This window comes from Pseudomonas sp. B21128 (genome assembly GCF_044218865.1).
Lineage (GTDB): Bacteria > Pseudomonadota > Gammaproteobacteria > Pseudomonadales > Pseudomonadaceae > Aquipseudomonas > Aquipseudomonas iridis.
Genome location: NZ_CP162590.1, coordinates 5950604 through 5975664, shown reverse-complemented (window position 1 = coordinate 5975664; position 25061 = coordinate 5950604). Strand labels below are relative to the sequence as shown.

Annotated in this window: 22 protein-coding genes and 1 pseudogene; 12 read left to right on the top strand and 11 right to left on the bottom strand. The window is 60.6% G+C overall.

The window, feature by feature from the left end; translation table 11 throughout:
- The first annotated feature begins 95 nt into the window (after positions 1 to 95).
- The 6 genes from adk (at position 96) to AB4P91_RS27045 (ending at position 4465) form a co-directional block, all read left to right on the top strand.
- Positions 96 to 743 carry an adenylate kinase gene (gene adk / locus AB4P91_RS27070; protein ID WP_150597607.1) on the top strand — a complete coding sequence of 216 codons (648 nt, stop codon included), beginning with the start codon at positions 96 to 98 and terminating at the stop codon, positions 741 to 743.
- 93 nt (positions 744 to 836) lie between these two features.
- The gene (gene tsaB, locus AB4P91_RS27065; protein WP_150597608.1) at positions 837 to 1511 is read left to right on the top strand and encodes a tRNA (adenosine(37)-N6)-threonylcarbamoyltransferase complex dimerization subunit type 1 TsaB; all 675 of its coding nucleotides are present in this window, start codon (positions 837 to 839) and stop codon (positions 1509 to 1511) included.
- 220 nt (positions 1512 to 1731) lie between these two features.
- Positions 1732 to 2040, top strand: coding sequence for a hypothetical protein (locus AB4P91_RS27060; RefSeq protein ID WP_395604052.1), 309 nt, complete (start codon positions 1732 to 1734; stop codon positions 2038 to 2040).
- The gene (locus tag AB4P91_RS27055; RefSeq protein ID WP_395604051.1) at positions 2040 to 2900 is read left to right on the top strand and encodes a DUF72 domain-containing protein; all 861 of its coding nucleotides are present in this window, start codon (positions 2040 to 2042) and stop codon (positions 2898 to 2900) included. Before AB4P91_RS27060 ends, AB4P91_RS27055 begins: the two co-directional genes overlap by 1 nt.
- Before the next feature lie 33 nt (positions 2901 to 2933).
- Positions 2934 to 3770 (top strand): oxaloacetate decarboxylase, encoded by an 837-nt coding sequence (locus tag AB4P91_RS27050; RefSeq protein WP_395604050.1) that lies wholly within the window; start codon positions 2934 to 2936, stop codon positions 3768 to 3770.
- 2 nt (positions 3771 to 3772) lie between these two features.
- A complete protein-coding gene (locus AB4P91_RS27045; protein ID WP_395604049.1) occupies positions 3773 to 4465 on the top strand; it encodes an extensin family protein in 693 nt (230 codons plus the stop codon).
- A 3-nt stretch (positions 4466 to 4468) separates the two neighbouring features.
- On the opposite strand, the gene AB4P91_RS27040 is transcribed toward AB4P91_RS27045, so the two are convergent.
- The gene (locus AB4P91_RS27040; protein ID WP_042560794.1) at positions 4469 to 5089 is read right to left on the bottom strand and encodes a hypothetical protein; all 621 of its coding nucleotides are present in this window, start codon (positions 5087 to 5089) and stop codon (positions 4469 to 4471) included.
- A 92-nt stretch (positions 5090 to 5181) separates the two neighbouring features.
- Between AB4P91_RS27040 and AB4P91_RS27035 the strand changes: the two genes are divergently transcribed.
- The gene (locus tag AB4P91_RS27035) at positions 5182 to 5964 is read left to right on the top strand and encodes a class I SAM-dependent methyltransferase (protein WP_150594547.1); all 783 of its coding nucleotides are present in this window, start codon (positions 5182 to 5184) and stop codon (positions 5962 to 5964) included.
- Positions 5965 to 6078: 114 nt separating this feature from the next.
- Here AB4P91_RS27035 and AB4P91_RS27030 read toward each other — a convergent pair whose 3' ends face one another.
- Positions 6079 to 6714 (bottom strand): TetR/AcrR family transcriptional regulator, encoded by a 636-nt coding sequence (locus tag AB4P91_RS27030; RefSeq protein WP_150594546.1) that lies wholly within the window; start codon positions 6712 to 6714, stop codon positions 6079 to 6081.
- A gap of 94 nt (positions 6715 to 6808) precedes the next feature.
- Here AB4P91_RS27030 and AB4P91_RS27025 point away from each other — a divergent pair, with 94 nt between their 5' ends.
- The 3 genes and pseudogenes from AB4P91_RS27025 to AB4P91_RS27015 all read left to right on the top strand — a co-directional run bounded on the left by AB4P91_RS27025 (position 6809) and on the right by AB4P91_RS27015 (position 12433).
- Complete coding sequence (locus AB4P91_RS27025; RefSeq protein WP_150594545.1) at positions 6809 to 7921, top strand: efflux RND transporter periplasmic adaptor subunit; 1113 nt, start codon at positions 6809 to 6811, stop codon at positions 7919 to 7921.
- A gap of 6 nt (positions 7922 to 7927) precedes the next feature.
- Entirely contained in the window at positions 7928 to 10996 is a 3069-nt protein-coding gene (locus AB4P91_RS27020; RefSeq protein ID WP_395604048.1) for an efflux RND transporter permease subunit, read from the top strand.
- 1156 nt (positions 10997 to 12152) lie between these two features.
- Positions 12153 to 12433, top strand: a pseudogene (locus AB4P91_RS27015) (DUF6124 family protein).
- A gap of 59 nt (positions 12434 to 12492) precedes the next feature.
- Here AB4P91_RS27015 and AB4P91_RS27010 read toward each other — a convergent pair.
- The 3 genes from AB4P91_RS27010 to plsB all read right to left on the bottom strand — a co-directional run bounded on the left by AB4P91_RS27010 (position 12493) and on the right by plsB (position 16226).
- A complete protein-coding gene (locus tag AB4P91_RS27010) occupies positions 12493 to 13182 on the bottom strand; it encodes a DUF4197 domain-containing protein (RefSeq protein ID WP_395604047.1) in 690 nt (229 codons plus the stop codon).
- A 21-nt stretch (positions 13183 to 13203) separates the two neighbouring features.
- Positions 13204 to 13602, bottom strand: a complete 399-nt coding sequence (locus AB4P91_RS27005) for a YbaY family lipoprotein (protein ID WP_395604046.1) — start codon at positions 13600 to 13602, stop codon at positions 13204 to 13206.
- 122 nt (positions 13603 to 13724) lie between these two features.
- On the bottom strand, positions 13725 to 16226 hold the full coding sequence (gene plsB / locus AB4P91_RS27000; protein ID WP_395604045.1) for a glycerol-3-phosphate 1-O-acyltransferase PlsB: 2502 nt from the start codon (positions 16224 to 16226) through the stop codon (positions 13725 to 13727).
- A gap of 503 nt (positions 16227 to 16729) precedes the next feature.
- On the opposite strand from plsB, the gene AB4P91_RS26995 reads away from it, so the two are divergent.
- A complete protein-coding gene (locus AB4P91_RS26995; RefSeq protein ID WP_150687717.1) occupies positions 16730 to 16939 on the top strand; it encodes a cold-shock protein in 210 nt (69 codons plus the stop codon).
- Positions 16940 to 17043: 104 nt separating this feature from the next.
- Here the strand turns inward: AB4P91_RS26995 and AB4P91_RS26990 are convergent, their stop codons facing one another.
- The 4 genes from AB4P91_RS26990 to AB4P91_RS26975 all read right to left on the bottom strand — a co-directional run bounded on the left by AB4P91_RS26990 (position 17044) and on the right by AB4P91_RS26975 (position 22288).
- Positions 17044 to 17421 (bottom strand): hypothetical protein, encoded by a 378-nt coding sequence (locus AB4P91_RS26990; protein ID WP_150594540.1) that lies wholly within the window; start codon positions 17419 to 17421, stop codon positions 17044 to 17046.
- Positions 17422 to 17496: 75 nt separating this feature from the next.
- Positions 17497 to 18306, bottom strand: a complete 810-nt coding sequence (locus AB4P91_RS26985) for a putative RNA methyltransferase (RefSeq protein WP_395604044.1) — start codon at positions 18304 to 18306, stop codon at positions 17497 to 17499.
- The gene (gene dapE, locus AB4P91_RS26980; protein ID WP_395604043.1) at positions 18306 to 19457 is read right to left on the bottom strand and encodes a succinyl-diaminopimelate desuccinylase; all 1152 of its coding nucleotides are present in this window, start codon (positions 19455 to 19457) and stop codon (positions 18306 to 18308) included. The genes AB4P91_RS26985 and dapE overlap by 1 nt, the downstream gene beginning before the upstream one ends.
- 239 nt (positions 19458 to 19696) lie before the next feature.
- Positions 19697 to 22288 (bottom strand): glycosyltransferase, encoded by a 2592-nt coding sequence (locus AB4P91_RS26975; RefSeq protein ID WP_395604042.1) that lies wholly within the window; start codon positions 22286 to 22288, stop codon positions 19697 to 19699.
- 214 nt (positions 22289 to 22502) lie between these two features.
- On the opposite strand from AB4P91_RS26975, the gene tcdA reads away from it, so the two are divergent.
- On the top strand, positions 22503 to 23321 hold the full coding sequence (gene tcdA / locus AB4P91_RS26970) for a tRNA cyclic N6-threonylcarbamoyladenosine(37) synthase TcdA (protein ID WP_042557865.1): 819 nt from the start codon (positions 22503 to 22505) through the stop codon (positions 23319 to 23321).
- Positions 23322 to 23365: 44 nt separating this feature from the next.
- Here tcdA and AB4P91_RS26965 read toward each other — a convergent pair whose 3' ends face one another.
- Together AB4P91_RS26965 and AB4P91_RS26960 are read right to left on the bottom strand one after the other, a co-directional pair.
- A complete protein-coding gene (locus AB4P91_RS26965) occupies positions 23366 to 23770 on the bottom strand; it encodes a SufE family protein (RefSeq protein WP_150687721.1) in 405 nt (134 codons plus the stop codon).
- A complete protein-coding gene (locus AB4P91_RS26960) occupies positions 23767 to 24972 on the bottom strand; it encodes an aminotransferase class V-fold PLP-dependent enzyme (protein ID WP_395604041.1) in 1206 nt (401 codons plus the stop codon). Before AB4P91_RS26960 ends, AB4P91_RS26965 begins: the two co-directional genes overlap by 4 nt.
- Positions 24973 to 25061 lie beyond the last annotated feature (89 nt).

Below are 25061 nucleotides of genomic sequence, written 5' to 3'. Positions count from 1 at the left end.
GTGCGGCCACGACCCGTATTTTTCAGGATTCGTCCCAAGAGGCGAGGCCTTTGTTTTGTAAAAGCTTTTTATAAAAAAATTGAGGAGCACATCTAATGCGCGTCATTCTGCTGGGAGCTCCCGGGGCCGGTAAAGGTACTCAGGCTAAGTTCATCACCGAGAAATTCGGCATTCCACAAATTTCCACTGGCGACATGCTGCGTGCAGCGGTCAAGGCCGGTACTCCGCTGGGCGTTCAAGCCAAGAGCATCATGGATGCCGGCGGCCTGGTGTCGGATGACCTGATCATCGCACTGGTTCAAGACCGCATCGCTCAACCTGATTGCACCAACGGCTTCCTGTTCGACGGCTTCCCGCGCACCATTCCGCAGGCTGAAGCACTGGTGACTGCCGGTGTCGAGCTGGACGCCGTGGTTGAAATCGCCGTTGAAGACGAAGAGATCGTTCAACGCATCGCCGGTCGCCGTGTTCACGAGGCCAGCGGCCGCGTTTACCACATCGTCTACAACCCGCCGAAAATTGCCGGCAAAGACGACATCACCGGTGACGAACTGGTACAGCGCAAGGACGACACTGAAGAAACCGTGCGTCATCGCCTGTCGGTCTACCATTCGCAGACCAAGCCACTGGTGGACTTCTACCAGAAGCTGTCCGCTGCCAACGGCAAGCCAAAGTACAGCCACATCCCGGGCGTTGGTTCGGTTGAAGCCATCACCGCCAAGGTGCTTGAAGCGCTGAGCTGAAAAGCCTGAGTGGCGGCATCATCCACGGCCCGCTTGCGGGCCGTAGTTGTTTATACTGACGCACTTTTTTCCCCACCTGTTTTGGAAACATCGATGAGCACCTTGCTGGCCCTGGACACCGCGACTGAAGCTTGCTCCGTTGCCTTGCTGCATGACGGCAAGGTCACGAGCCATTACGAGGTGATCCCGCGCCTGCACGCGCAGAAGCTGCTGCCGATGATCCAGCAACTACTGGCCGACGCCGGCACCACGTTGCAAGCGGTTGACGCAATAGCTTTTGGCCGCGGCCCGGGTGCGTTTACGGGGGTGCGCATCGCCATTGGCGTGGTGCAGGGGCTGGCGTTTGCGCTGGACCGACCGGTGTTGCCGGTGTCCAACCTTGCCGTGCTGGCGCAGCGCGCATTTCGTGAGCATGGCGTGAGCCAGGTGGCCGCGGCCATCGATGCGCGGATGGATGAAGTGTATTGGGGCTGCTACCGCGAAACGGCGGGGGAAATGCGTCTGGTCGGAGCTGAAGCGGTATTGCCGCCGGAAGTCGCGGCACTGCCGGACGATGCCAGCGGCGACTGGTTCGGTGCGGGCACCGGTTGGAGTTACGCCGAGCGCATCGCGGCCAATCCGACCGGCTCCGATGCCGGCATGCTGCCTCACGCTGAAGACCTGCTGACGCTGGCGCGATTTGCATGGGAACGTGGTGAGGCGATCCCGGCGGATGATGCACAACCGGTTTACCTGCGCGACAAAGTGGCCACCCCTAAAGCCCGTTAAGCCTTTAAAAGATCGCAGCCCTCGGCAGCGCCTACAGGGATCGATGCCAATTGTAGGCGCTGCCGAAGGCTGCGATCTTTGCTCTTCCAGACGCCAATCGTCAGTTTCTGATCCCGCGTTTTAAACCTTTTGCGCTTTATGTGTTCTAGTTATCACTCGGCAGTTTGCTAAGTCGGTCAAGTGCCGCTAAATTGCCATCATTGATACCGAGCATGACTTTATGCGTATAGACGGCGTTTCCACTCAGTCCTACCCCATCAAGCGCAAGCCTCGCAAAGGCAATCCGGCGCTGGACGAATCCGTTGATGATATCGACGGCGAGCTGGAATTCCCGACTGAGGAGCAACTGGCCGCCCGCGCTGCCAAAGCCTCCGCGCAACGCCTGTCCAATCTGCCCGCCCGCCAGCAAGACATGATCTACCACCGCACGATGAAGAAAAGCGTAGCGATGGCTCTCGCCAGCTACCTGAGCACCGCCGGTTTTGTGGATTGGGACGCTGACGTGCTGGGCCTCGATCTGTACATCTGATGGATCTGCCTTACTACCTCGGTTGCCCGTCCTGGAGTGAAAACGCCTGGCGCGAGTATCTTTACCCGGTAGATGCAAAAACTTCCGATTTTCTCAGCCTCTATTCCCAAGTGTTCAACGCGGTGGAAGGCAACACGACGTTCTACGCCAGCCCTTCGCCCGCCACCGTGCAGCGTTGGGCCGAGACCATGCCTGCGCATTTTCGCTTCACTGCCAAGTTTCCTGGCGACATCAGTCACGGCGGCGATTTGCGTGAGCAACTGACCGCCGCCGAAACCTTCCTGCAATTACTCAAACCCCTCGACGAGCGTGTATCGCCGCTGTGGCTGCAACTGTCGAAAAGCTTCGCACCGCATCGGCTGCCGGAACTGGCGGCATTCATCGATGCGCTGGATTGCCCGCTGGCGGTGGAAGTGCGCCACGAGCAGTTCTTCGCCAAGGGCGAGAGTGAGCGACTGCTCAATCGTCTGCTGCTTGATCGGGGCGTGGAGCGTATCTGCCTCGATCCGCGTGCGCTGTTCAGTTGCCTGTCGACCGACTCTTCGGTGATTCACGCACAATCGAAAAAGCCACGAGTACCGACGCGTCCGGCGGCGTTCACGCAGTTCCCGCAAGTGCGCTTCATCGGCCATCCGGAACTGGAAGCCAACGATCCGTTTCTTGTGCCGTGGGTGGCGAAAATTGCCGAGTGGATTGAAGAGGGCCGCACGCCGTACATCTTCCTGCACACCGCCGACAACCTGTTGGCGGCAAAGCTCGCGCAACGTTTTCACTTACAACTGATGCAACGTTTGCCTGGCCTGCCATCTCTGCCTGAGCTATACAGAGAGCCCGCCGCGGAGCAACTTGGCCTGCTCTGAGGCAGATTCGTTTTCCTGCCCAGGAGCCAGTCGATGGACGTGCAAGCCCTTACCGAACAAGCCCGTAAAGCCCAAGCCTTCAAAGCCCTGCATGAGCGTCCGGGGATTTTCGTCATTCCCAATCCGTGGGATGCCGGCTCGGCGAAAATGCTTGCAAGCCTGGGGTATCAGGCATTGGCGACCACCAGCGCAGGTTATGCGTTTTCCCAGGGCAAAGCCGATGGTGCCTTGAGCCTGGATGACACCTTGGCCAACGTCCGGGCGATAGTCGCATCGACTGATCTGCCGGTGGCGGTGGATCTGGAAAACGGTTTTGCTGACGACCCGGTCGAGTGCGCGAAGAGCGTGTTGCGTGCAGCAGAGGCGGGCGCGGTTGGCGGTTCGATCGAGGATGCGACGGGCCGCGCAGACGCGCCGATCTATTGCTTCGAACACGCTGTGGCGCGCATCGAAGCCGCTGTCGCCGCTGTGCGCACGCTGCCGTTTCCCTTTCTCCTGACAGCGCGGGCGGAAAACTATCTGCATGGCAATCCCGACATCAATGACACTATCCGCCGCTTGCAGGCCTTTGCCGAGGCCGGCGCCGACGTGCTGTATGCGCCGGGTTTGCGCACCGCCGAAGAAGTGATTGCCGTGGTGCGCGCGGTGGCACCGAAACCGGTCAACGTATTGATGTCCGGCGGCTTGAAACTCACTGTGCAGCAACTCGAAGAAATGGGCGTGCGTCGGATCAGTACCGGTTCGGCACTCGCACTGGCGGCGTTCGGTGAATTCTTCCGCGCGGCTGAAGAGATCCAGCAGTCCGGCACCTTCGGCTTCACTTCGCAGTCGATGCCGTACGCCAAAGCCAATCAGTTTTTCAAAGGCTGAGCATGGGACGCTGGATTGCGCTGTTTATTCTGCTGAGCATCGGCGGCGCTGCGATCAGTGCCTGGCGTGGTTGGCTAGAGGTGCCGGCGCAATTTAATCCGTGGGCGCCGCTGGACGTGAAAGCCCCACCTAACTGGCTGACCGGCTACAAACTGATGCGCTTGCGCGGTGATCCCGAACTTTGCGCCCAAGCGCTGCGCAGTTCTGCACTGCGCGTCACGCCGCAGTCCGACAGCCCCGGTGCCAAGTGCCCGCTGATCGGCGCTTTGCGCGTGCAGGGCGGCGAGGTGGCGCTGAGCAGCAGCTTTCTCGCCAGTTGTCCGCTGGCAGTCGCGTACGCGATGTTCGAACGGCACTCGCTGCAACCCGCTGCACAGGCCATTTACGGCCAGAACGTCGCCCGTCTCGATCACCTCGGTAGCTTTGCCTGCCGCAATATCTATAACCGCGAGAGCGGCACACTCAGCCGCCATGCCAGTGCCGATGCGCTGGATATCGCCGGTTTTCGGCTGGCCGATGGCCGGACCGTCAGCGTGCTCAAAGACTGGCCTAGGCAAAATCAGGACGCACAGTTTCTGCGTCAGGTGCGCGACGGCGCCTGTGAGGCGTTCAGTGTGGTGTTGAGTCCTGATTACAACGCCGCCCATCGCAATCACTTTCATGTCGATGTCGGACGCTGGAGCGTGTGTCGCTGAGGTTTAAGCGGCGATGCGCAGGTTCTGCAGAACAATCGGGCGTGCCCAGCCGTTATCGAAGTCCAGGGCTTTCTGCTGCTCGACGATTTCTTCCGGCGGGAATGGCGGGTAAGGCTTTTGCAGCAGGTCCAGGTCGAACTCGGCAATCGGCAAATACAGCGGACGCTTCTGCGGCGCGGCACCCGGTTCCGGAATCGGTTGACCGTTGTTGATCACGATCGGACGAACCCAACTGCTGTCGAAGTCCTGCTGCCCTTGTTGAGCCTTGATTTCTTCTGGCGGGAACGGTGGGAACGGTTTGTCCAGCAGCTCCATTTCGAACTCGGCGATCGGCAGGAACAGCGGCTCTGGCGGACGCACCTGAGTTTCCACCACATCGCATTCGCGCTGGCTGATGATATGTGCGTGCAGTTCGCTGCCGACGGTCGGTTCTTCCGGGCTGGTCAGGTCAACCGGGGGAAACGTGCCGCAGGCCGGCACCACATCACTCGTCTGCTCGGCCATCGCCTGGGCAAAGAAATCCTGCCACAGGTGGCTGACGCCGCTCAGTGCTTGAGTGTTATGACGGCTGAAATCGCCATGGGGCGAGATGTAGCCAATCGATGTGGGAAGAATGCCTGACATTTTTTTCGGTTGACGCTCAGCTCTGGCAAAATGCGCGTTGAATGAGTTATCGGCGGTTTTTGCCGATCCTTAAATTTTTGAGCGTGTTTTCCATGATTGAGCAACCCGCGGCCTGCCGCATCCATGTCGAAGCTCTCGGCCCGACATACGCCCCCCAAGCCGAGCAGTGGGCCGAGCGCCTGGGCCTGCCGCTGGAAGGGGTCGACGGCGAGTTTGCCTTGCAGGTCGGCGAGCAGGGTTTGCAGCTGCAACAACTGGGGCCGGACGCGCCGGGGCCGGTGCGCGTGGACTTCGTCGAGGGTGGCGCGGCGCATCGTCGGCTATACGGCGGTGGCAGCGGGCAGATGATTGCCAAGGCTGTCGGCGTCGCTCAAGGCGTGCGCCCGCGGGTGCTGGATGCGACGGCGGGTCTGGGCAAGGATGCGTTCGTGCTGGCGAGTCTGGGGTGCGAGATGAGCCTGATCGAGCGTCAGCCGCTGATCGGTGCCTTGCTGGAGGATGGTCTGGCGCGGGCGGCGGAGGATTTCGATGTGGCGCCGATCGTGGCGCGGATGAGGTTGCTCAAGGGCAACTCCATCGAGGTCATGCGCCACTGGGAAGGCGAGCCGCCGCAGGTGATCTACCTCGACCCGATGTTTCCCCATCGCGAAAAAACCGCACTGGTGAAGAAGGAAATGCGCCTGTTTCGGCCGCTGGTCGGCGATGATCCGGATGCGCCTGCGTTGCTCGAAGCGGCGCTGGCGCTGGCGACGCACCGCGTGGTGGTCAAACGCCCGCGCAAGGCACCGTGTATTGAGGGGCCGAAGCCGAGTCATGCGCTGGATGGCAAGTCCAGCCGGTATGACATCTACCCGAAAAAAGCGCTCAAACCATAATTCCGAGTCGCCCCCTTCGCGAGCAAGCTCGCTCCCACATGGGATTTATGAACAACGCAGATCCACTGTGGGAGCGAGCTTGCTCGCGAAGACGCCGGCCCAAACGCTGCAAAATCAGGGTCTGTAAGCTCGCATAAACAACCCCACCACTTCCCGCACATGGCTCTCTGAAGCTTCCTCACCCAACGGCTCACCACAGCCATACAACAAGCGGAAATTGCCCGCGCCCTTGATCAGGCAGAAAAAATGCTCAGCCGCATTGCGAGGCAGATCAATGCTCAGCGCGCCGCTGTCATGGATCTGCGTCAACAGCCGCTCCATGCCCTGCACCATGCGCTGCGGGCCTGCCTCGAAGAAGATCAGCGAAAGCTTCGGATCCTGACTGCCCAGCGCCATGATCAGGCGATGCAGATTCACCGATTCGTCGCTGTTGATCAGCTGATGAAAGCCTCGGGCAATGTTCAGCAACACCTTTTCCACGGCGATGCCGGCCGGTAATTCGAAGAACAGCGGCGGCAATTGCTCCTCGCATTTGGCCATCACGGCGGCAGAAAACAGCGTCTCCTTGTCGTTGAAATGGCTGTAGACCGTCAGTTTAGACACCCCCGCTTCGGCGGCGACTGCGTCCATGCTGGTGTTGGCGTAGCCATGACTCAGAAACAGAATTTTCGCCGCATCGAGGATGGCTTGGCGCTTGGCCAGATCCTTGGGGCGGCCCGGGCCGTTTGGAGCTGAAAGATTGTTCGACATTCTTCGCTTTTATTACTGGACTGGTGAGTTTGCTATTAATAACATACCCGCCAGTATAATTATTCCAAGCACCATTAGCGAAAGGTCCGTCATCATGTTCCGCCATGCACTGCACCTCACGTGGCCATTTGCATTGCCAGTCAGTCTGGTTTTTTTATTGTCCGCGTGCGGCCAGGAAGAGGCGGCGCAAGTCACCGTACGACCGGCCATGGTGGTGCAGCCACAGCCTTCGGCGCAGGCGATGGAAAGTTATCCGGGCGAGGTGCGTGCCCGCTACGAACCCGATCTGGCGTTCCGCATTGGCGGCAAAGTCAGCCGACGACTGGTCGACGAAGGTCAGCGCGTGAAGGCAGACCAACCTCTCGCCGAACTCGATCCGCAGGACGTGCGCCTGCAACTGGAAGCCACCCGCGCTCAGGTTTCCGCCGCTGAAGCCAATCTCAACCTCGTCCGTGCCGAGCGCGACCGCTATAAAACCCTGATGGATCGGCAGATGGTCAGCCGCTCCGCCTACGACAACGCCGAAAACCTCTACCGCTCGGGCGCAGCCCGGCTCAAGCAGATCAAAGCCGAATTCAACGTCTCGACCAACCAGGCCAGTTACGCCGTGCTGCGCGCGCCACAGGATGGCGTGGTGGCCAAACGTTCGGTCGAAGTAGGGCAAGTGGTCGCCGCCGGGCAAACCGTGTTTACCCTCGCCACCGATGGCGAACGTGAAGTGCTGATCAGCCTGCCGGAGCAGAGCTTCGGCCGCTTCAAGGTCGGGCAACCGGTGTCGGTGGAACTCTGGACCCAGCAGAATCAGCGCTTCGCCGGGCAGATTCGTGAGCTGTCGCCGTCTGCCGACCCAAGATCGCGCACCTTCGCCGCGCGAATTTCCTTTACCAGCGGCAAGGTCCCGGCCGAACTGGGCCAGAGCGCCCGGGTGTTCGTGCAATCGGCCGATGCGGTGTCGCTGTCGGTGCCGCTCTCGGCGCTGACCGCTGAAAATGGCGCGACCTACGTCTGGGTCGTTGGCGCCAACAACACGTTGAAGAAAACCCCGGTGCGTGTCGGCCCGTTCGGCGAGAAAGTCGTGCCGGTGCTCGAAGGCTTGAACGCCAATGATTGGGTGGTCGCCGCTGGTGTGCATGTACTGCTCGAAGGTCAGCAGGTGCGACCCGTTGATCGCTCCAACCGTGTGGTCAATCTGGCGGACAAGGAGTAAGCCCCGATGCGCTTCAACCTTTCTGAATGGGCGCTGCGTAATCGCCAGATCGTACTGTTCCTGATGCTTTTGCTGGCCATCGTCGGTGCCTTGTCCTACACCAAGCTCGGCCAGAGCGAAGACCCGCCGTTCACCTTCAAAGCCATGGTCATCCAGACCCGCTGGCCGGGCGCGACGGCAGAGGAGGTTTCGCGTCAGGTGACCGAGCGCGTTGAAAAGAAACTGATGGAAACCGGCGAGTACGAACGCATCGTGTCGTTCTCGCGTCCCGGCGAATCTCAGGTCACGTTCATTGCTCGCGACTCGATGCATTCCAAGGACATTCCCGAGCTCTGGTATCAGGTGCGCAAAAAGGTCAGCGACATTCGCCAGACTTTGCCACCGGGGATTCAGGGGCCGTTTTTCAACGATGAATTCGGCACGACCTTCGGCAATATCTACGCGCTGACCGGCGACGGTTTCGACTACGCCGTGCTCAAGGATTACGCCGACCGCATCCAGATTCAGCTGCAACGAGTCAAGGATGTCGGCAAGGTCGACTTGCTTGGTTTGCAGGACGAGAAGATCTGGGTCGAGCTGTCCAACGTCAAACTCGCTACCCTCGGTTTGCCGCTGGCGGCAGTGCAACAGGCGCTGGAAGAGCAGAACGCGGTGTCCACCGCTGGCTTCTTCGAGACCGGCAGCGAGCGCTTGCAGCTGCGGGTCACGGGGAATTTCCAGACAGTCGACGAGATCAAGAACTTCCCGATCCGCGTCGGCGACCGGACGTTCCGTATCTCCGATGTCGCTGACGTGCGTCGCGGTTTCAATGATCCGCCGGCGCCGCGCATGCGCTTCATGGCTGAAGACGCGATTGGTCTGGCCGTGGCGATGAAGGACGGCGGCGACATTCTGGTGCTCGGCAAGGCACTGGAAGGCGAGTTCTCGCGGATCCAGAAAAACCTTCCGGTCGGCATGCAATTGCGCAAAGTCTCCGACCAGCCAGCAGCGGTGAAAACCGGGGTCGGCGAGTTTGTTCAAGTGTTGGTCGAGGCGCTGGCGATCGTGTTGCTGGTGAGTTTCTTCTCCCTTGGCGTGCGTACCGGCATGGTCGTGGCGCTGACCATTCCGCTGGTGCTGGCGATGACCTTCGCCTGCATGTATTACCTCGGCATCGGCCTGCACAAGATCTCCCTCGGTGCGCTGGTGCTGGCGTTGGGGCTGCTGGTGGATGACGCGATCATTGCCGTGGAAATGATGGCGATCAAAATGGAGCAGGGTTTCGATCGCATTCGCGCGGCAAGCTTCGCCTGGACCAGTACCGCGTTCCCGATGCTGACCGGTACGTTGATCACCGCCGCAGGCTTCCTGCCGATTGCCACGGCGCAGTCCGGTACTGGCGAATACACCCGTTCGATTTTTCAGGTTGTGACGATTGCGTTGCTCGCTTCATGGGTGGCGGCGGTGGTGTTCGTGCCGTATCTGGGGGAAAAACTCCTGCCGGATCTGGCGAAAATTCATGCGGCTAAACATGGCACTGCCGATGGCCAGGCGGACCCGTATGGCACGCCGTTCTATCAGCGGGTTCGACGTCTGGTGGAGTGGTGCGTGTCGCACCGCAAAACCGTGATCGTGCTGACAGTCGGGCTGTTTATCGCCTCGGTGGTGTTGTTTCGTTTCGTGCCGCAGCAGTTCTTCCCGGCCTCCAATCGGCTGGAATTGATGGTCGATCTGAAACTGGCCGAGGGTGCGTCGCTGGCCAATACCACTGGCGAAGTCAAACGCCTGGAAGCGATGCTCAAGGAGCACGCCGGTATCGACAACTATGTGGCGTATGTCGGCACCGGATCACCGCGTTTCTACCTGCCGCTGGATCAGCAACTGCCGGCAGCGAGCTTCGCCCAGTTTGTCGTGTTGGCGAAAAACATCGAAGAACGTGAGGCGTTGCGGGGCTGGCTGATCAGTACGCTCAACGAGCAATTCCCGGCACTGCGTTCGCGCGTCACGCGTTTGGAAAACGGCCCGCCGGTTGGCTATCCGGTGCAGTTTCGCGTCACGGGTGAACACATCGAAGAAGTCCGCGCGCTGGCGCGCAAGGTGGCGGCCAAGGTGCGCGAGAACCCGCATGTGGCCAATGTGCATCTGGATTGGGAAGAACCGAGCAAGGTTGTGTACCTGAATATCGATCAGGATCGCGCTCGGGCACTTGGGGTGAGTACGGCCAATCTGGCGAAATTCCTGCAAAGTTCGTTAACCGGATCGAGCGTCAGTCAGTATCGCGAAGACAACGAATTGATCGAGATTCTGCTGCGCGGCACGGTGCATGAGCGCACCGAGTTGTCGTTGTTGCCGAGCCTGGCGGTACCGACTGATAACGGTCGCAGTGTGGCGTTGTCGCAGGTCGCCACGCTCGAATATGGTTTTGAAGAAGGCATCATCTGGCACCGTAATCGTCTGCCGAACGTGACCGTGCGTGCGGACATTTATGGCAAGGAGCAGCCCGCGACGCTGGTGAAGCAGATCATGCCGACGCTGGATCCGATTCGCGCTGAATTGCCGGACGGTTATCTGTTGGATGTCGGCGGTACAGTGGAGGATTCGGCGCGCGGGCAGGCGTCGGTGAATGCCGGTGTGCCGATGTTTATTGTCGTGGTGCTGACCTTGCTGATGGTGCAACTGCGTAGCTTCTCGCGCACGGTGATGGTGTTTTTGACGGCGCCGTTGGGGTTGATCGGGGTGACGTTGTTTTTGATGGTGTTCCGTCAGCCGTTCGGGTTTGTGGCGATGCTGGGGACGATTGCGCTGTCGGGGATGATCATGCGCAATTCGGTGATTCTGGTGGATCAGATCGAGCAGGATATTGCCTCGGGTTTGAAGCCTTGGCAGGCGATTATCGAGGCGACGGTGCGGCGTTTTCGGCCGATTGTGTTGACGGCGCTGGCGGCGGTTCTGGCGATGATTCCGTTGTCGCGCAGTGTGTTTTTTGGACCGATGGCGGTGGCGATCATGGGCGGGTTGATTGTGGCTACGGCTCTGACGCTGTTGTTTTTGCCTGCTCTGTATGCGGCTTGGTTCAGGGTTCGTCGGGAGGGGTGATCTTCTTGGGGCTTGGCGGCCTTTGGGCCGACCATGCTCTGGGGGGGTTGGGGGTATATCCGTTTCTGCGGGTGTTGCCGCTGGCGGTTTCGCTCTTACAGCGAGTCCCTTTGGCAAACGCCCCAAAGGAACCAAAGGTCTGGGCCCCGGCGTTCGGCCCGCTCGCTGGGGCTCGGGGTTCCTTCGCTCCGGAATTGATCCGGGGGCATCGCTTCCGGTTTGCTTCGCTGCACCTCCTTTCGATGTATTCGACTTCGTCGAACGGCGCTTCGCGCCCACCCCCGGATCAATCCCTCCACTCAGCCTGCCGAAGGGGCCGGTACGGCAAGATCAAGAGCTGCAGCCGAGCTAACGCTCATCCTGTTGAGTGGTTAAGAGCGATGCGGTGTGAGTCATACGGTGTGCTGTTTTTGCTTTTGTTTTTCTGTGGGAGCGAGCCTGCTCGCGAAGGCGGCCTGACAGCCGACCGATCTCTGCCTGAATGCGCGCGGCCGAAATTGTGGGAGCTGGCTTGCCAGCGATGGCGTCCTGACAGACCCCGGTTTTCTATCTGAATGCCCCGAGCCCAAATTGTGGGAGCGAGCTTGCTCGCGAAGGCGGCCTGACAGCCGACCGATCTCTGCCCGAATGCGCGCGCCCGAAATGGTGGGAGCTGGCTTGCCAGCGATGGCGTCCGACAGACCCCGGTTTTCTATCTGAATGCCCCGAGCCCAAATTGTGGGAGCGAGCTTGCTCGCGAAGGCGGCCTGACAGCCGACCGATCTCTGCCTGAATGCGCGCGCCCGAAATGGTGGGAGCTGGCTTGCCAGCGATGGCGTCCTGACGGGCTTCCAGTTTTCTATCTGAATGCCCCGAGCCCAAATTGTGGGAGCGAGCTTGCTCGCGAAGGCGGCCTGACAGCCGACCGATCTCTGCCCGAATGCGCGCGGTACTGATTGTGGGAGCTGGCTTGCCAGCGATGGCGTCCTGACAGGCTTCCAGTTTTCTATCTGACTACCCCGAGCCCAAATTGTGGGAGCGAGCCTGCTCGCGAAGGCGGCCTGACAGCCGACCGATCTCTGCCCGAATGCGCGCGGTACTGATTGTGGGAGCTGGCTTGCCAGCGATGGCGTCCTGACAGGCTTCCAGTTTTCTATCTGAATGCCCCGAGCCCAAATTGTGGGAGCGAGCTTGCTCGCGAAGGCGGCCTGACAGCCGACCGATCCCGCCCAAACCCATTAATCATCCCAGCACGATCTTCACTGTCCTCCCCGAAGTCGATTCCGAAACACTACTCGCTCACGCCTGTGAAACGTTGGCCTCAGCCAATATCATGGTCACGGAACTGGCGTTCACCCTGAGTGGCCCGACGTGTAATCACCTTCTGGGTATTTCAAATGATTCCTCGCAGAGCTGTCGGTGAACCGCGTCCTCGATCAAGTCGATCCGCAAACCTGACGCCCAACAAAAAGCCCGCTGGACCTGTGAGGTTCAGCGGGCTTTTTGTCGTTCAGAACTTACAACGTGCCGAACACCTTCTTCGCCAGTCCCGTCGCCGCAGCGGCCGGGTTCTTGCGCAGGGTTTCTTCCTGTTTGCCGATCATTTCGAACAAACCATTGAGCGCTTGCTCGGTGACGTAGTTTTCGACGTTGGCACTTTTCGCGTCGACAACGCCGAAGGTCGCGGCTTGGCCGGCGAAGGCGTTGTATTTCTGTGCCACGCCGACTTTGTCGGTGGCTTGTTTGACGATGGGCAGGAATTTGGCGCGGATTTGTTCGCGGCTGGATTTGTCCAGGTATTGGGTGGCCGAGTCGGTGCCGCCGCTGAGGATGCCTTTGGCGTCGGTGACGCTCATTTTCTTCACGGCGTCGACGAGGATCGGCTGGGCCTGGGTTACGGCAGTTTCCGCGGCTTTGTTCATGGCGGTTTCCAGCTCTTCGACCTGGGCGCCCATGCCGAAGGCTTTCATCTTGCTGGCGGCTTTGCCGAGTTTGCCCGGCAGTTCGATTTTCACGTCAGGGTTGTTGGAGAAACCGCCCGGGGTACCTAATTGTTTGACGGCCAGTTGCGCGCCTTGGGTCAGGGCATCCTTGAGGCCGCCGGCGGCGTCTTGCTGCGACAGGTCGGCGAGCGACAGCGCCAGTACGTTGGCGGAGATCATCAGGCCCGCGCACAGGCCGGCGAAGCGAAGGGTAGGGCGGAACATGGCAGCTTCCTTGATAGGCAATTAGCGAATGGCGTCGACGCGGATTTTCAGCGGCTGTGGATCGTTGCCGTCGAGTTGCACGGCGTGGTTTTCGGTGGTGATGAACATCAGTTCACCGTTGACCTCGATGCGTGCGCTGACCGAATAGCGGTGGCCGGGTTTGACTTGCGCCGGATCGTAGGTCAAGTGGAATGGCAGTGGCACCTGACCTTTGACCGGGCCTTTCTGTTCATCGAGCACCACGGCCGGGGCGTCGGCCAGCGATACGTCTTGCAGGCTCACGCTCAGGGTCGCGCTCGGTGGCAGGGCGATGCGTTGCAGGTAGAACACTTCGCCGTCGAGGCTGGCCTTGCCGGCGGGTGTGGTCGATTGGCAGGCGCTGAGCAGCGTGGCGGCTGCGAGAATGGTCAGTTTTTTCATGGTGTACTCCTTTCAGTGTGGGAGCGAGCTTGCTCGCGAAAACAGTGCTTCAGTCACTGGAGATGTCGACTGGCATTGCGCATTCGCCAGCAAGTCGAATCGTCGCTCCCACAGGGTTTGCATCAGGTCTCGGGCTGAGTGGTGGTCTGGTCGGCCGCATCTTCACTGCGATGCAACGCCACCTGACGGATCGACAAGCGAATCTCCGCCGGCAGCACGCGTTTGGCTGCGCCTTCGGCCAGTTCGCCGAGCAGTTCGTGATAGCTCAGTTTGCCGGCTTCGTCGCGACGCAAAACGTCGAGGTCGAGCAGGGTCTGGATGAAATGGCGGAACAGGCTCTTGTCGAAGAATTCCGGCGCGTTGAGGCCGTGCAGGATCGACAGGCGCTGGGCCATGACGGTGCACAGGTCTTCCAGCTCTTCGGCGCTGATGGTGTTCTGCCCGGCGTTGAGCAGCAGCGACACGGTCATGTAGAAGCGCTGCAAGGTCTGCGCGATGCTTTTCGATAGCAGGGTCAGCAACACGAAGTGCCGCGAACTTGGCGCCGGGCGCAGGTACACCTCTTTCTCGAAGCGCAGCAGACCTTGCTCGACAAACGCTTCCAGCCACTGATCGACCACGGCGTCGAGTTCGTCCAGCGTCCAGCGGATGAACAACTCCGATTGCAGGTACGGGTACAGGGCGCGGGTGTAGCGCAGGATCTGATCGCGGCTCATGCGCGAAGTACTCTGGAAGAAGCTCGCCAGCAGCGACGGCAGCGCGAAAATGTGCAGCACGTTGTTGCGGTAGTAGGTCATCAGGACGGCATTCTGCTCGTCGAGATAGAGAATCTTGCCCAGCGCATCATTCTGCTCGGACAGCAGGTCCATGTCCTTCACATGCTCGATCAGCGCGCGGCCATCGCCTTCGGGCAGCGTGGTGTGCGGCGAGTAGGGAACCTTGCGCAGCAGCGCCAGGTACAGATCCAGCACGCGTGCCATCGCCCGATCGTCCAGCGCCAGGCGTGTGGTCGACAGGAGGGCGAGCGCGACCAGATTCACCGGGTTGATCGCCGCCGCTTCGTTCAGATGCTGCGCGACTTTTTCGCCGAGGCGATGCGTGGTTTCGTTGAGCCACGCCGGTTTGAATTGCGGACCGAGTTCCTGTTGGCGCCAGTCCGGCTGCTCGCTGTCGAGGAATTCCGCCAGTTTGATCGGTTCGCCGAAGTTGACCGCGACCTGACCGAAGCGCTGCTTGAGTGCGCCGATGACTTTGAAGATGTCGAAGATCGACTCTTTCTTCTTGCTCGCGCCGCGCAGTTCACCGAGGTAGGTACGACCTTCCAGCACCCGCTCGTAACCGATGTACACCGGTACGAACACAATGGGCATCCGCGACGAGCGCAGGAAGCTGCGCATGGTGATCGCGAGCATCCCGGTTTTCGGTTGCAGCATGCGCCCGGTACGCGAGCGGCCGCCCTCGACGAAGTACTCGACCGGGAAACCTTTGGTGAACAGCGTGTGCAGGTATTCGTTGAACACCGAGGTATACAACGGGTTGCCCTTGAACGTGCGGCGCATGAAGAACGCGCCGCCACGACGCAGCAGGCTGCCGATCACCGGCATGTTCAGGTTGATCCCGGCGGCGATGTGCGGCGGGGTCAGGCCGTTGCGGAACAGCAAGTACGAGAGCAGCAGGTAGTCGATGTGGCTGCGGTGGCACGGCACGTAGATCACTTCGTGACCCTGCGCGACGTTCTGTACGCCTTCGATGTGGTTGACCTTGATGCCGTCGTAGATTTTGTTCCAGAACCAGCTCAGCACCACTTCAAGAAAGCGGATCGCGGTGTAGGTGTAGTCCGAGGCGATCTCGTTGCCATAGCGCAGGGCCTGGGCCTTGGCTTTTTCCGGCGAAATGTTTTCGCGTTCGGCTTCGTCGAGGATCGCTTGCTTGACCAGCGGTTGGTTGAGCAGGCCTTTGACCAGATTGCGCCGGTGGGAAATGTCCGGACCGATAACGGCGGCTTTGAGATTGCGGAAGTGCACGCGCAGGATTCGCTGGGCCATGCGCACGGTGCGCTCGTGGCCCTTGTTGTGATCGATCAGTTCGCGCAGGTGGATTGGCGCGGAGAATTGCACGCGGGTCTTGCGCCCGAGAATCATGATGCTCAGCAGTCGACGCAGGCGCCCGGTGACCGCCCAGCTGTCGGCGAACAGCAGCTTCCACGGGCTCGATTCGCTGTCCGGCGACTGGCCCCAGAACACGCTGACCGGGATGATCTGCGCATCTTCGGCGGCGTTTTGGCTCAACGCGCTGACCAGTCGGGTCAGGGTCGGCGGCGCACCGCGTTTGTCCTGACGGCCGAGCCAGTCCGGGTCCGGCGTCAGGTAAAAGAACGCCGCCGGCTCCAGCAGATTACCCACCGACACCGCCAGCACTGGCCGTGGCAGGCCGGCCTTGGTGCACTCGGTGTCGAGCACGGCCAGATCGGTCAGCGAAGGGTTTTGCAGGACGTAGAACACCGGACGACTGCGGTCAAGGTTGAGGGTGAACGACGACTGGTTGATGGTCTCCGAGCGAACCCAGAGGTACAACAGTCGGCGCAAGGTGCCAAACACAAGACGGCGGAACGGGGAACGGGTCATACGGCTTCTGCGTGAGTGGATAAAACCGAGCGTTTGCTCGGGTGGGCAGGGGGCGTTCTTCATGAGTTTTCGTGCCGCGCCGTGCCTGCTGCTGTGCAGGGCAAGGCGCGAGAAGCGTGGTTTGGTCATTCCAAACAAGCTTCGAGCAACGCAGCCCTGCACAACAGCAGGCGCGGCCCTTCGGGTTGTGCCTTAAAGCGGACCAGGCTGCGTTGCAGTCCTTGGAAAGGGAACAACCATTCCCAGCGGCCTGCGCCTTGCCTGGTCCGCTTTAAGGCGACAACGCGGCGCGAAAACTCATGAAGAACGCCCCCTAGTTTGCCGTATTCATCGAAAATCGGCAAAAAAGCGGCGAAGTAATCTCCTGTTGAGAGTTTTTGCGCCTGTCATATACTCGGCGGTCTGTCGTCGCGGCCCTTTAATGGCCGTCGGACGCAGGCTGGCGTTCCTCAAAGGCTTTCCTGCGAAAAGCCTGTCCAATAATAAAAAAGGAGTATGAACAGATGGCAGCACGTGAAACCGGCAACGTGAAGTGGTTCAACGACGCCAAGGGCTACGGCTTTATTCAGCGCGAAGACGGGGTGGACGTGTTCGTGCACTACCGCGCAATTCGTGGCGAAGGGCACCGCTCGCTGGCGGAAGGTCAGCAGGTCGAGTACGCCGTGGTGACGGGAGAGAAGGGTTTGCAGGCTGAGGATGTAGTCGGGCTGTAGGCTTGAGCTACAAGCTACAAGCTACAAGCTACAAGCTACAAGCTACAAGCTACAAGCTACAAGCGGTCAGCTCGAGGCTTTCAGCTTGTAGCTTGTAGCTGCTTTTACGCCGTTTTCCAGGTGATCTCTTCTTCACCGTCTTCGCTGATGCGCATCCAGCGATCCGCCGTCTCCTCACCTTCTTCCTCAACCCACGTGCCCGGCGCGCAACGCACTTCGACGTTCAGCGCGGCAAAGGCTGCGCGGGCGCAGGCGATGTCGTCGTCCCACGGGGTCTGGTCGCTTTCCAGGTACAGGCTGTTCCACTTGCCCACGGCTTTTGGCAGCCAGGTGACCGGGACGTTGCCGGCCTTGCACTTGTAGGTCTGGCCTTTCTGTACCCAGTCGGTGCACGGGCCCAGCGCGGCGCCGAGCCAGGCGGAGATGGCCTTGTGGTCGACGTCGGCGTCTTTCAGGTAAATCTCGATGTCCGGTTGGCGCATGGATGTCCTCACTGCGGGTCTGAAAAATCCATTCGCGGATTTAGCCGGCCCCGGGCATGTGCCCGAGACCAATAGTTATTGAAGAACGAAATAATCGTAGCGCATCGACACAGTGGTCTCGAACGGCTCGGCCTGCTCGATCACTGCCGCACGACGCTCGGCACTGGCGCGCCAGCCGTGGGGTGTCATCGCCAAGAGGTTGGCGCGATCCTGCGGCTTGTCCAGCGTCAGCTTGAATTCCAGGGTTTCACTGTGCGCCAGCGCCATGCCTTGCGGCACCAGGGCCAGATGCTTGTCGTCGGTGTATTCGCGCACTTCGTCGTACAGGCTTTCGCGCAGTTCCATCAGATGGCCGCTGGTCGGGCCGACTTTCATCAATCCGCCACCGACGCTCAGCAGGCGTTTGGCTTCTTCCCAATCCAATGGACTGAAGACGCTGGCGAGAAACTGGCAGCTGCCCGACGCCAATGGCACGCGGGCCATGCTGGCGATCAACCAGGTCAATTGCGGATTGCGTTTGCAGGCGCGTTTGACGGCTTCACGCGAGATATCCAGTGCGTAGCCATCGGCATCCGGCAGCGCATCGGCGATCTGCGCGGTGTAGTAACCCTCACCACAACCGATGTCGACCCAGCGTGCCGGCGCGTAACTCGCCGCCAGCTCGGCCAGACGCTTGGCCACCGGCGCGTAATGCCCGGCGTTCAAGAAATCACGGCGGGCCTCGACCATCGCCTGATTGTCGCCAGGATCGCGGCTGTTTTTATGCTGCACCGGCAGCAGGTTCAGGTAACCCTGCCGCGCACGGTCAAAACGATGCCCGGCGGGGCAGGCCACGCCGTTGTCCACCGCATTCAGCGGCTCACTGCAGATCGGGCACGCGAGCATCAGGCGAGCAACTTGATCATGGTCTGGTAGTAAATCTCGGTCAGTACATCGAGATCGGCCGCCAGCACACGCTCGTTGACCTGGTGAATGGTCGCGTTGACCAAGCCCAGTTCAACCACTTGCGTGCCCATGGTCGCGATGAAACGGCCGTCGGAGGTGCCGCCGCTGGTCGAAGCCTTGGTCTGGCGACCGGTGATGTCCTTGATGCTCGCCGACACCGCGTCGAGCAGTGCGCCCGGCTCGGTGAGGAACGGCAGGCCGGACAGCGCCCAGTCGATGTGCCAGTCCAGGTCATGTTTGTCGAGGATGTCGGCAACGCGTTTCTGCAGGCCTTCAACAGTCGATTCAGTGGAGAAGCGGAAGTTGAACACGGCCACCAGATCACCCGGGATCACGTTGGTCGCGCCGGTGCCGGAATTGACGTTGGAAATCTGGAAACTGGTCGGCGGGAAGAAATCGTTGCCGTGATCCCAGTGCTCGGCGGCCAGTTCGGCCAGCGCCGGCGCGGCGAGGTGGATCGGGTTCCTGGCCAGATGCGGATAGGCCACGTGGCCCTGAATGCCTTTGACGGTGAGCTTGGCACCCAGCGAGCCGCGACGGCCGTTTTTCACCACGTCGCCGACCAGGGTGGTGCTCGACGGTTCGCCGACGATGCACCAGTCCAGACGCTCGTTACGTGCGGCCAGACGCTCAACCACAGCCTTGGTGCCGTGGTGCGCCGGGCCTTCTTCGTCGCTCGTGATCAGGAACGCGACCTTGCCTTTGTGGTTCGGGTAGTCGGTGACGAAGCGCTCGGCGGCGACGGTCATCGACGCCAGGCTGCCCTTCATGTCCGCCGCGCCACGGCCGCAAAGCATGCCGTGTTCATCGATCAGCGCGTTGAACGGGTCGATCTGCCAGGCAGTCACCGGACCGGTCGGTACCACGTCGGTGTGACCGGCGAAACACAGCACGGGGCCATCGTTGTTGCCGTGGGTGGCCCAGAAGTTATCCACGTCTTCAATGCGCATCGGCTCCAGTTTGAAACCGGCATCGCCCAAGCGCTGCATCATCTGCTTCTGGCAGTCGGCGTCGACCGGCGTCACGGATGGACGGCGGATCAGATCGATGGCGAGTTGAAGGGTCGGCGAAAGGTCGGCGTGGGCCGTCATGGAAAACTCCGAAAACTTGAAATTGGGCAAGGGCCAATGTGGAAGCGAGCCTGCTCGCGAAGGCGGTGTGTCAGTCAACATAATCGGTGATTGTTACAACGCCTTCGCGAGCAGGCTCGCTCCCACAGGGGATTGCGTTCGGTCAGTAAGACCGGTTATCACGCCAAGCCCCGCAAAATGGCGGTTATCTTAAAGCAAAACGGCGACCATTGGCCGCCGTTTAGTGCATCGATAAGGAATTAGACGGCCGGTGCCGGCTCAGGCGCCGCCGCCGGTTTTGGCAGCGACGACAGGAACGCCATGATCAGCGCCGCCAGATACGGCAGCGACTGCACCAGCAACATGACCACCCAGAAACGCATGTCGTTGCTCGGCATGCCATTGACCAGATAGATCCCCAGCGCCGCGCCCCACAATAGCAGCATGATGAACAGCTCTTCGCGTGCTTCGGAGATCGCCACCCAGAAACCGTGGTTATCAGCGTTTTTCGGCGTGCGGAAGAACGGAATGCTGCTGGTGAAGAAACCGTACAACACCGCTTTGGCGATGGTGTGCGACAACGCCAGCCCGGCCAGCGCGGCGCAGAACGCATCCTTGAGGTTCACGCCAACGGCGCGACGGTACAGGAAGATGATCTTGCCAACCTTGAACACAAACAGCGCCAACGGCGGGATCGCGAAAATCAGCAGCGGCGGATCGACCCGTTGCGGCACGATGATCATCGCCGCCGACCACAGCAGCGCGCCGACGGTGAAGAAGATGTTCATGCCGTCCGCGACCCACGGCAACCAGCCCGCAAGGAAGTGGTAGCGCTGACCGCGAGTCAATTCGGTGTCCTTGCCGCGCAGCAGGCTGCCGGTGTGGCGCTTGATGATCTGAATCGCACCGTAGGCCCAGCGGAAGCGCTGCTTCTTGAAATCGATGAACGTATCCGGCATCAGGCCCTTGCCGTAGCTGTCGTGGCAATACGCCGCCGACAGGCCTTTTTCGAATACGCGCAGACCGAGTTCGGCATCCTCGCAGATACACCAGTCGGCCCAGCCCAACTCTTCCAGAACCGAACGGCGAGTCATGGTCATGGTGCCGTGCTGGATGATCGCATCGCGGTCGTTACGGGTGACCATGCCGATATGGAAGAAGCCTTTGTACTCGGCGTAGCAGAGCTTCTTGAAGGTGCTTTCGTTCTGGTCGCGGTAATCCTGCGGCGACTGCACCACGGCGATTTTCGGGTCGGCGAAGTGCGGCACCATGTGCTTGAGCCAGTTCGGCGACACGCAGTAGTCGGAGTCGATGACCGCGATCACTTCGGCATCCTTGGCGGTGTGCGGAAGCAGGTAATTCAGCGCGCCGCCCTTGAACCCGGCCAATGGCGAAACGTGGAAGAACTTGAAGCGCGGGCCGAGGGTTTCGCAGTAGTCGCGCACCGGCTCCCACACCGCCGGGTCCTTGGTGTTGTTGTCGATGATCAGGACTTCGTAGTCCGGGTAATCGAGGGCCGCCAAGGCGTCGAGGGTCTGTTTGACCATCTCCGGCGGTTCGTTGTAGCACGGCACATGGATCGACACTTTCGGGCGGTAGTCCGAATCACCCACTACCGGCAGGAATTCGCGTCGACGTTTGTGAATCCACACCGCTTCAGCCAGTTCATGGGCCTCGGTGAGTAACACGATGAACACCCCGAACGCACCGAGCGCCAGCAGGAAACCCACCGTCAGACTGAACCACGTGCTGTATTGCAGGCTGTAGTCATAACCGATCCACACCAGCACCGACCCGCAAAGAAAGGCGATAAAGGTCAGGAAGATTCGGCCGCGCTGGCGCAGCGCCGAGCCATCAATCATCAGCAACGTCAGCGACAACAGCGCCAGCACCACCGAGCCGACCGCCAGCACGCGCCACTGCGGGATCGCGACCACCGGGCCTTCGAAATTGAATTTCTGCTGGCGCGCGGCGTTGAACACGCCCCAATACGCGCCGACAGAACCTTCGTCGCTGGCCTTCCACGGCTGGTCGAACGCTTCGATCACAAAGTAGTTGAAGCCCTGACGGTTGAGTTTGTTGACCAGCGTACGCAGGTAGATCGCCTGATCCGCCGGCGACGCATCAGCGCCACCGCGCATGCGACCGTTGCTCGGCCAGCCGATTTCGGACAGCAGCAGCGGTTTTTTCGGGAACATCTTTTTCAGGTCACGGGCACGGTCGAAGACGAACTGGCCGGCCTTGTCGACCGGGATGAATTCCCAGTAAGGCAGAACGTGCGCGGCGATCAGGTCAACGTGCTTGGCCAGTTCCGGGTGTTCTTCCCAGACGTGCCACTGTTCGGACGTGGTGACCGGCACTTTCACCGCAGCACGAACCCGGTCGAGCAGTACGCTGAGTTGTTCAGCGGTGATTTCCTTACGGAAGATCGCCTCGTTACCGACCACCACGCGAACGACACTGCGCGACGTGTTGGCCAGTTCGATGGCGCGAGTGATTTCCCGCTCATTGCGCTCTTCATCGGGGCTGATCCAGATCCCCAAAGTCACGCGCAGACCAAACTCTTCAGCCAGTTTCGGAATGTCTTGCAGGGAGCCGTCGACCGAGTAGATGCGGATGTTATCCGTCAACTTGCTCATGATCTCGAGGTCGCGGCGCATCTCGTCGTCGGACGGATACTGGTCCTTCTGTGGGTACTGTCCCTGCTGGAAGGGTGAATAAGAGAAACCGGAGATCTGTTCCGGCCAATTGGGCGCAGAGACCGGGCGATTGATCAGCGCCCAGAAACCAGTGAACAGGGCGGCGATTGCCAGAACCACCACCAGGTTGAGACCAAATTTACGCGATGACATAGCTGTTTCGGGTTCCAAAGGCTGTGGAACGAAGGATCGGTAGGCTATACGCCAAAGGGGCGCGCATCCTACACCGGTAGTTCGCCAGTCGTACAACGGACGGGGAAATTACTCACATTGGGCACGTGCCGTTGACTTAAGTTCTTACACTTGTCGCTTGAAACTTAAAACTTGTGGCTGCGTAGCCCTATAATGCGCGCCGGTTTTTGGGGTAATGGTCATGAGTACAGAAGATCCGCGGTTTGCAGGCATCGCCCGTTTGTATGGCATCGAAGGCATGGAGCGCTTGCGCGCGGCCCATGTGGCGATCGTCGGCGTCGGTGGCGTCGGTTCCTGGGCGGCGGAAGCCATTGCGCGGTGTGGCGTGGGCGAGATTTCGCTGTTCGACCTCGACGACGTCTGTGTCAGCAACGCCAACCGCCAGTTGCACGCACTGGACAGCACCGTCGGCAAACCCAAGGTCGAGGTGATGGCCGAGCGTCTGCGCGGGATCAACCCGGATTGCACGGTGCACGCCGTGGCGGATTTCGTCACCCGCGAGACCATGGCCGAATACATCACGCCGAACATCGACTGCGTGATCGACTGCATCGACGCGGTCAATGCCAAAGCGGCGCTGATCGCCTGGTGCAAGCGCCGCAAGATTCAGATCATCACCACCGGTGGCGCGGGTGGGCAGATTGATCCGACGCTGATTCAGGTCTGTGACCTCAACCGCACATTCAACGATCCGCTGGCCTCGAAAGTGCGCTCGACATTGCGCCGTGATTACGGTTTCTCGCGCACCGTGACCCGTCATTACAGCGTGCCGTGCGTGTTCTCCACCGAGCAACTGCGTTATCCGAAACCGGACGGCAGCATTTGTTTGCAGAAGAGTTTTGTCGGCGACGGCGTGAAGCTGGACTGCGCGGGCGGGTTTGGCGCGGTGATGATGGTCACGGCGACGTTCGGGATGGTTGCGGCGACCAAGGCTGTGGACAAGATTGTGGCGGGTGTTCGGCGCCCGGCGGAGCGGGTCAAACCTCAGGTTTGAGGTTGCCAGTGATGGCCCCTTCGCGAGCAGGCTCGCGAAGGCGATCAACCTGCCAACTCATTCATCCGCTTGAGCACAGCATTCAGGCCATTGCTGCGCGACGGCGACAACTGCCGCGACAGCCCCAACTGACTGAACCAGTCCGGCAAATCCACTTGCTGCAACTCATTAGCGGTCAGGCCATTGACTCGCAACAGCAGCAACGCCACCAACCCTCGGATCATCCGTGCATCGCTGCTCGCTGCGAACTGCCAGTGGCCATCCTGTAACGCGCCGACCAGCCACACCTGGCTTTCACAGCCATGTACCCGGTTGGCATCGCACTTGTCCGCGTCATTCAACGGCGGCAGACGATCACCAAACTGCATCAACAACCGCGCCCGCTGTTCCCAACCGGCGGCATCCTGAAAGGTTTGCAGCGCCTCGGCGGCCTCTATCGGCAAGCTCATCGCAACAACTCCAGCGCCTGATCCAGCGCTTCGAAGAACCGTTCCAGGTCCTCGGAATCGTTGTACAGCGCCAGCGACACCCGAATCGCCCCTGCCAACTCGAAACGCTTCAGCAGTGGCATCGCGCAGTGATGACCCGCACGCACGGCAATGCCTTGCTCGGTCAGCAGGTGCGCGAGATCGGCGTTGTGCACGCCTTCAACGACAAAACTGGCCAGTGCCAGTTGCGGTTTGCCCAGCAGACGAATGCCATTACGCGCTGCGAGGCCGCGCAACAGATAGTCATGCAGTGCCGCTTCGTGCGCCGACACCGCTTCCTGATCCAGCCCGGCCAGATAGTCGAGGGTCGCACCGAGGCCGATCACGCTGGCAATCGGCGGCGTGCCCGCCTCAAAACCCAGCGGAGCAGGGCGGAAACGTGCGTCGTGATAGTTGGCTTCCAGGACCATTTCGCCACCGAACTGCCACGGCTTCAGCTGCTCGAGCGCAGTGTTGCGCCCGAACAGCACGCCGAGGCCATCGGGGCCGTACAGCTTATGGCTGGAAAATACGTAGAAGTCGCAACCCAGTGCCTGCACGTCATGCCGACCGTGAACCACACCTTGCGCGCCATCGACCACGGTCAGCGCGTTGTGCGCCTTGGCCATGCCCAGCAGCGCCGGCAAGGGTTGCCAGGCACCGAGCACGTTGGACAACTGACTGACCGCCAGCAAGCGCGTACGCGGGCCAATCAGGTGCACAGCGGCCGCGAGGTCGATCAAACCGTCGGCGTCCAGTGGCAGGATCACCAGTTTCAGTTGACGACGTTGTGCCAGTTGCTGCCACGGCAGCAGATTGGCGTGATGCTCCAGGGCGCTGATGACAATTTCATCGCCCGGCTGGAAAAGATGTTCCAGGCCATAAGCCAGGAGATTCAGCGCGCTGGTGGCGCCGTGGGTAAAGATGATCTGTCCGCTGTCACCGGCATTCAGCCATTGCGCAACTTTCAGCCGACTGTCTTCGAACGCCTGGGTGGCATGGGCGCCGGGCAGGTGTTGTGCGCGGTGCACATTGGCCGCGCCGTTGGCATAGTAATGCGTCAGCGCGTCGAGCAGGGCTTGAGGTTTTTGGGTGGTGGCGGCGTTGTCCAGATAGGTCTGGTCTTGCCGTTGCAGGGCGGCGATGGCCGGGAAATCGGCGCGCCAGGGAGAAGGAATCATCATGGGTTATACGCCTGACCCTGTGGGAGCGAGCTTGCTCGCGAAGCTTTTGGCGACGTCAAGGACGCCTTCGCGAGCCAGCTCGCTCCCAC

Coding starts and splice junctions, on each gene's coding strand:
- adk (WP_150597607.1), top strand. CDS start 96: ATGCGCGTCATTCTGCTGGGAGCTCCCGGGGCCGGTAAAGGTACTCAG.
- tsaB (WP_150597608.1), top strand. CDS start 837: ATGAGCACCTTGCTGGCCCTGGACACCGCGACTGAAGCTTGCTCCGTT.
- AB4P91_RS27060 (WP_395604052.1), top strand. CDS start 1,732: ATGCGTATAGACGGCGTTTCCACTCAGTCCTACCCCATCAAGCGCAAG.
- AB4P91_RS27055 (WP_395604051.1), top strand. CDS start 2,040: ATGGATCTGCCTTACTACCTCGGTTGCCCGTCCTGGAGTGAAAACGCC.
- AB4P91_RS27050 (WP_395604050.1), top strand. CDS start 2,934: ATGGACGTGCAAGCCCTTACCGAACAAGCCCGTAAAGCCCAAGCCTTC.
- AB4P91_RS27045 (WP_395604049.1), top strand. CDS start 3,773: ATGGGACGCTGGATTGCGCTGTTTATTCTGCTGAGCATCGGCGGCGCT.
- AB4P91_RS27040 (WP_042560794.1), bottom strand. CDS start 5,089: ATGTCAGGCATTCTTCCCACATCGATTGGCTACATCTCGCCCCATGGC.
- AB4P91_RS27035 (WP_150594547.1), top strand. CDS start 5,182: ATGATTGAGCAACCCGCGGCCTGCCGCATCCATGTCGAAGCTCTCGGC.
- AB4P91_RS27030 (WP_150594546.1), bottom strand. CDS start 6,714: ATGTCGAACAATCTTTCAGCTCCAAACGGCCCGGGCCGCCCCAAGGAT.
- AB4P91_RS27025 (WP_150594545.1), top strand. CDS start 6,809: ATGTTCCGCCATGCACTGCACCTCACGTGGCCATTTGCATTGCCAGTC.
- AB4P91_RS27020 (WP_395604048.1), top strand. CDS start 7,928: ATGCGCTTCAACCTTTCTGAATGGGCGCTGCGTAATCGCCAGATCGTA.
- AB4P91_RS27010 (WP_395604047.1), bottom strand. CDS start 13,182: ATGTTCCGCCCTACCCTTCGCTTCGCCGGCCTGTGCGCGGGCCTGATG.
- AB4P91_RS27005 (WP_395604046.1), bottom strand. CDS start 13,602: ATGAAAAAACTGACCATTCTCGCAGCCGCCACGCTGCTCAGCGCCTGC.
- plsB (WP_395604045.1), bottom strand. CDS start 16,226: ATGACCCGTTCCCCGTTCCGCCGTCTTGTGTTTGGCACCTTGCGCCGA.
- AB4P91_RS26995 (WP_150687717.1), top strand. CDS start 16,730: ATGGCAGCACGTGAAACCGGCAACGTGAAGTGGTTCAACGACGCCAAG.
- AB4P91_RS26990 (WP_150594540.1), bottom strand. CDS start 17,421: ATGCGCCAACCGGACATCGAGATTTACCTGAAAGACGCCGACGTCGAC.
- AB4P91_RS26985 (WP_395604044.1), bottom strand. CDS start 18,306: ATGCTCGCGTGCCCGATCTGCAGTGAGCCGCTGAATGCGGTGGACAAC.
- dapE (WP_395604043.1), bottom strand. CDS start 19,457: ATGACGGCCCACGCCGACCTTTCGCCGACCCTTCAACTCGCCATCGAT.
- AB4P91_RS26975 (WP_395604042.1), bottom strand. CDS start 22,288: ATGTCATCGCGTAAATTTGGTCTCAACCTGGTGGTGGTTCTGGCAATC.
- tcdA (WP_042557865.1), top strand. CDS start 22,503: ATGGTCATGAGTACAGAAGATCCGCGGTTTGCAGGCATCGCCCGTTTG.
- AB4P91_RS26965 (WP_150687721.1), bottom strand. CDS start 23,770: ATGAGCTTGCCGATAGAGGCCGCCGAGGCGCTGCAAACCTTTCAGGAT.
- AB4P91_RS26960 (WP_395604041.1), bottom strand. CDS start 24,972: ATGATGATTCCTTCTCCCTGGCGCGCCGATTTCCCGGCCATCGCCGCC.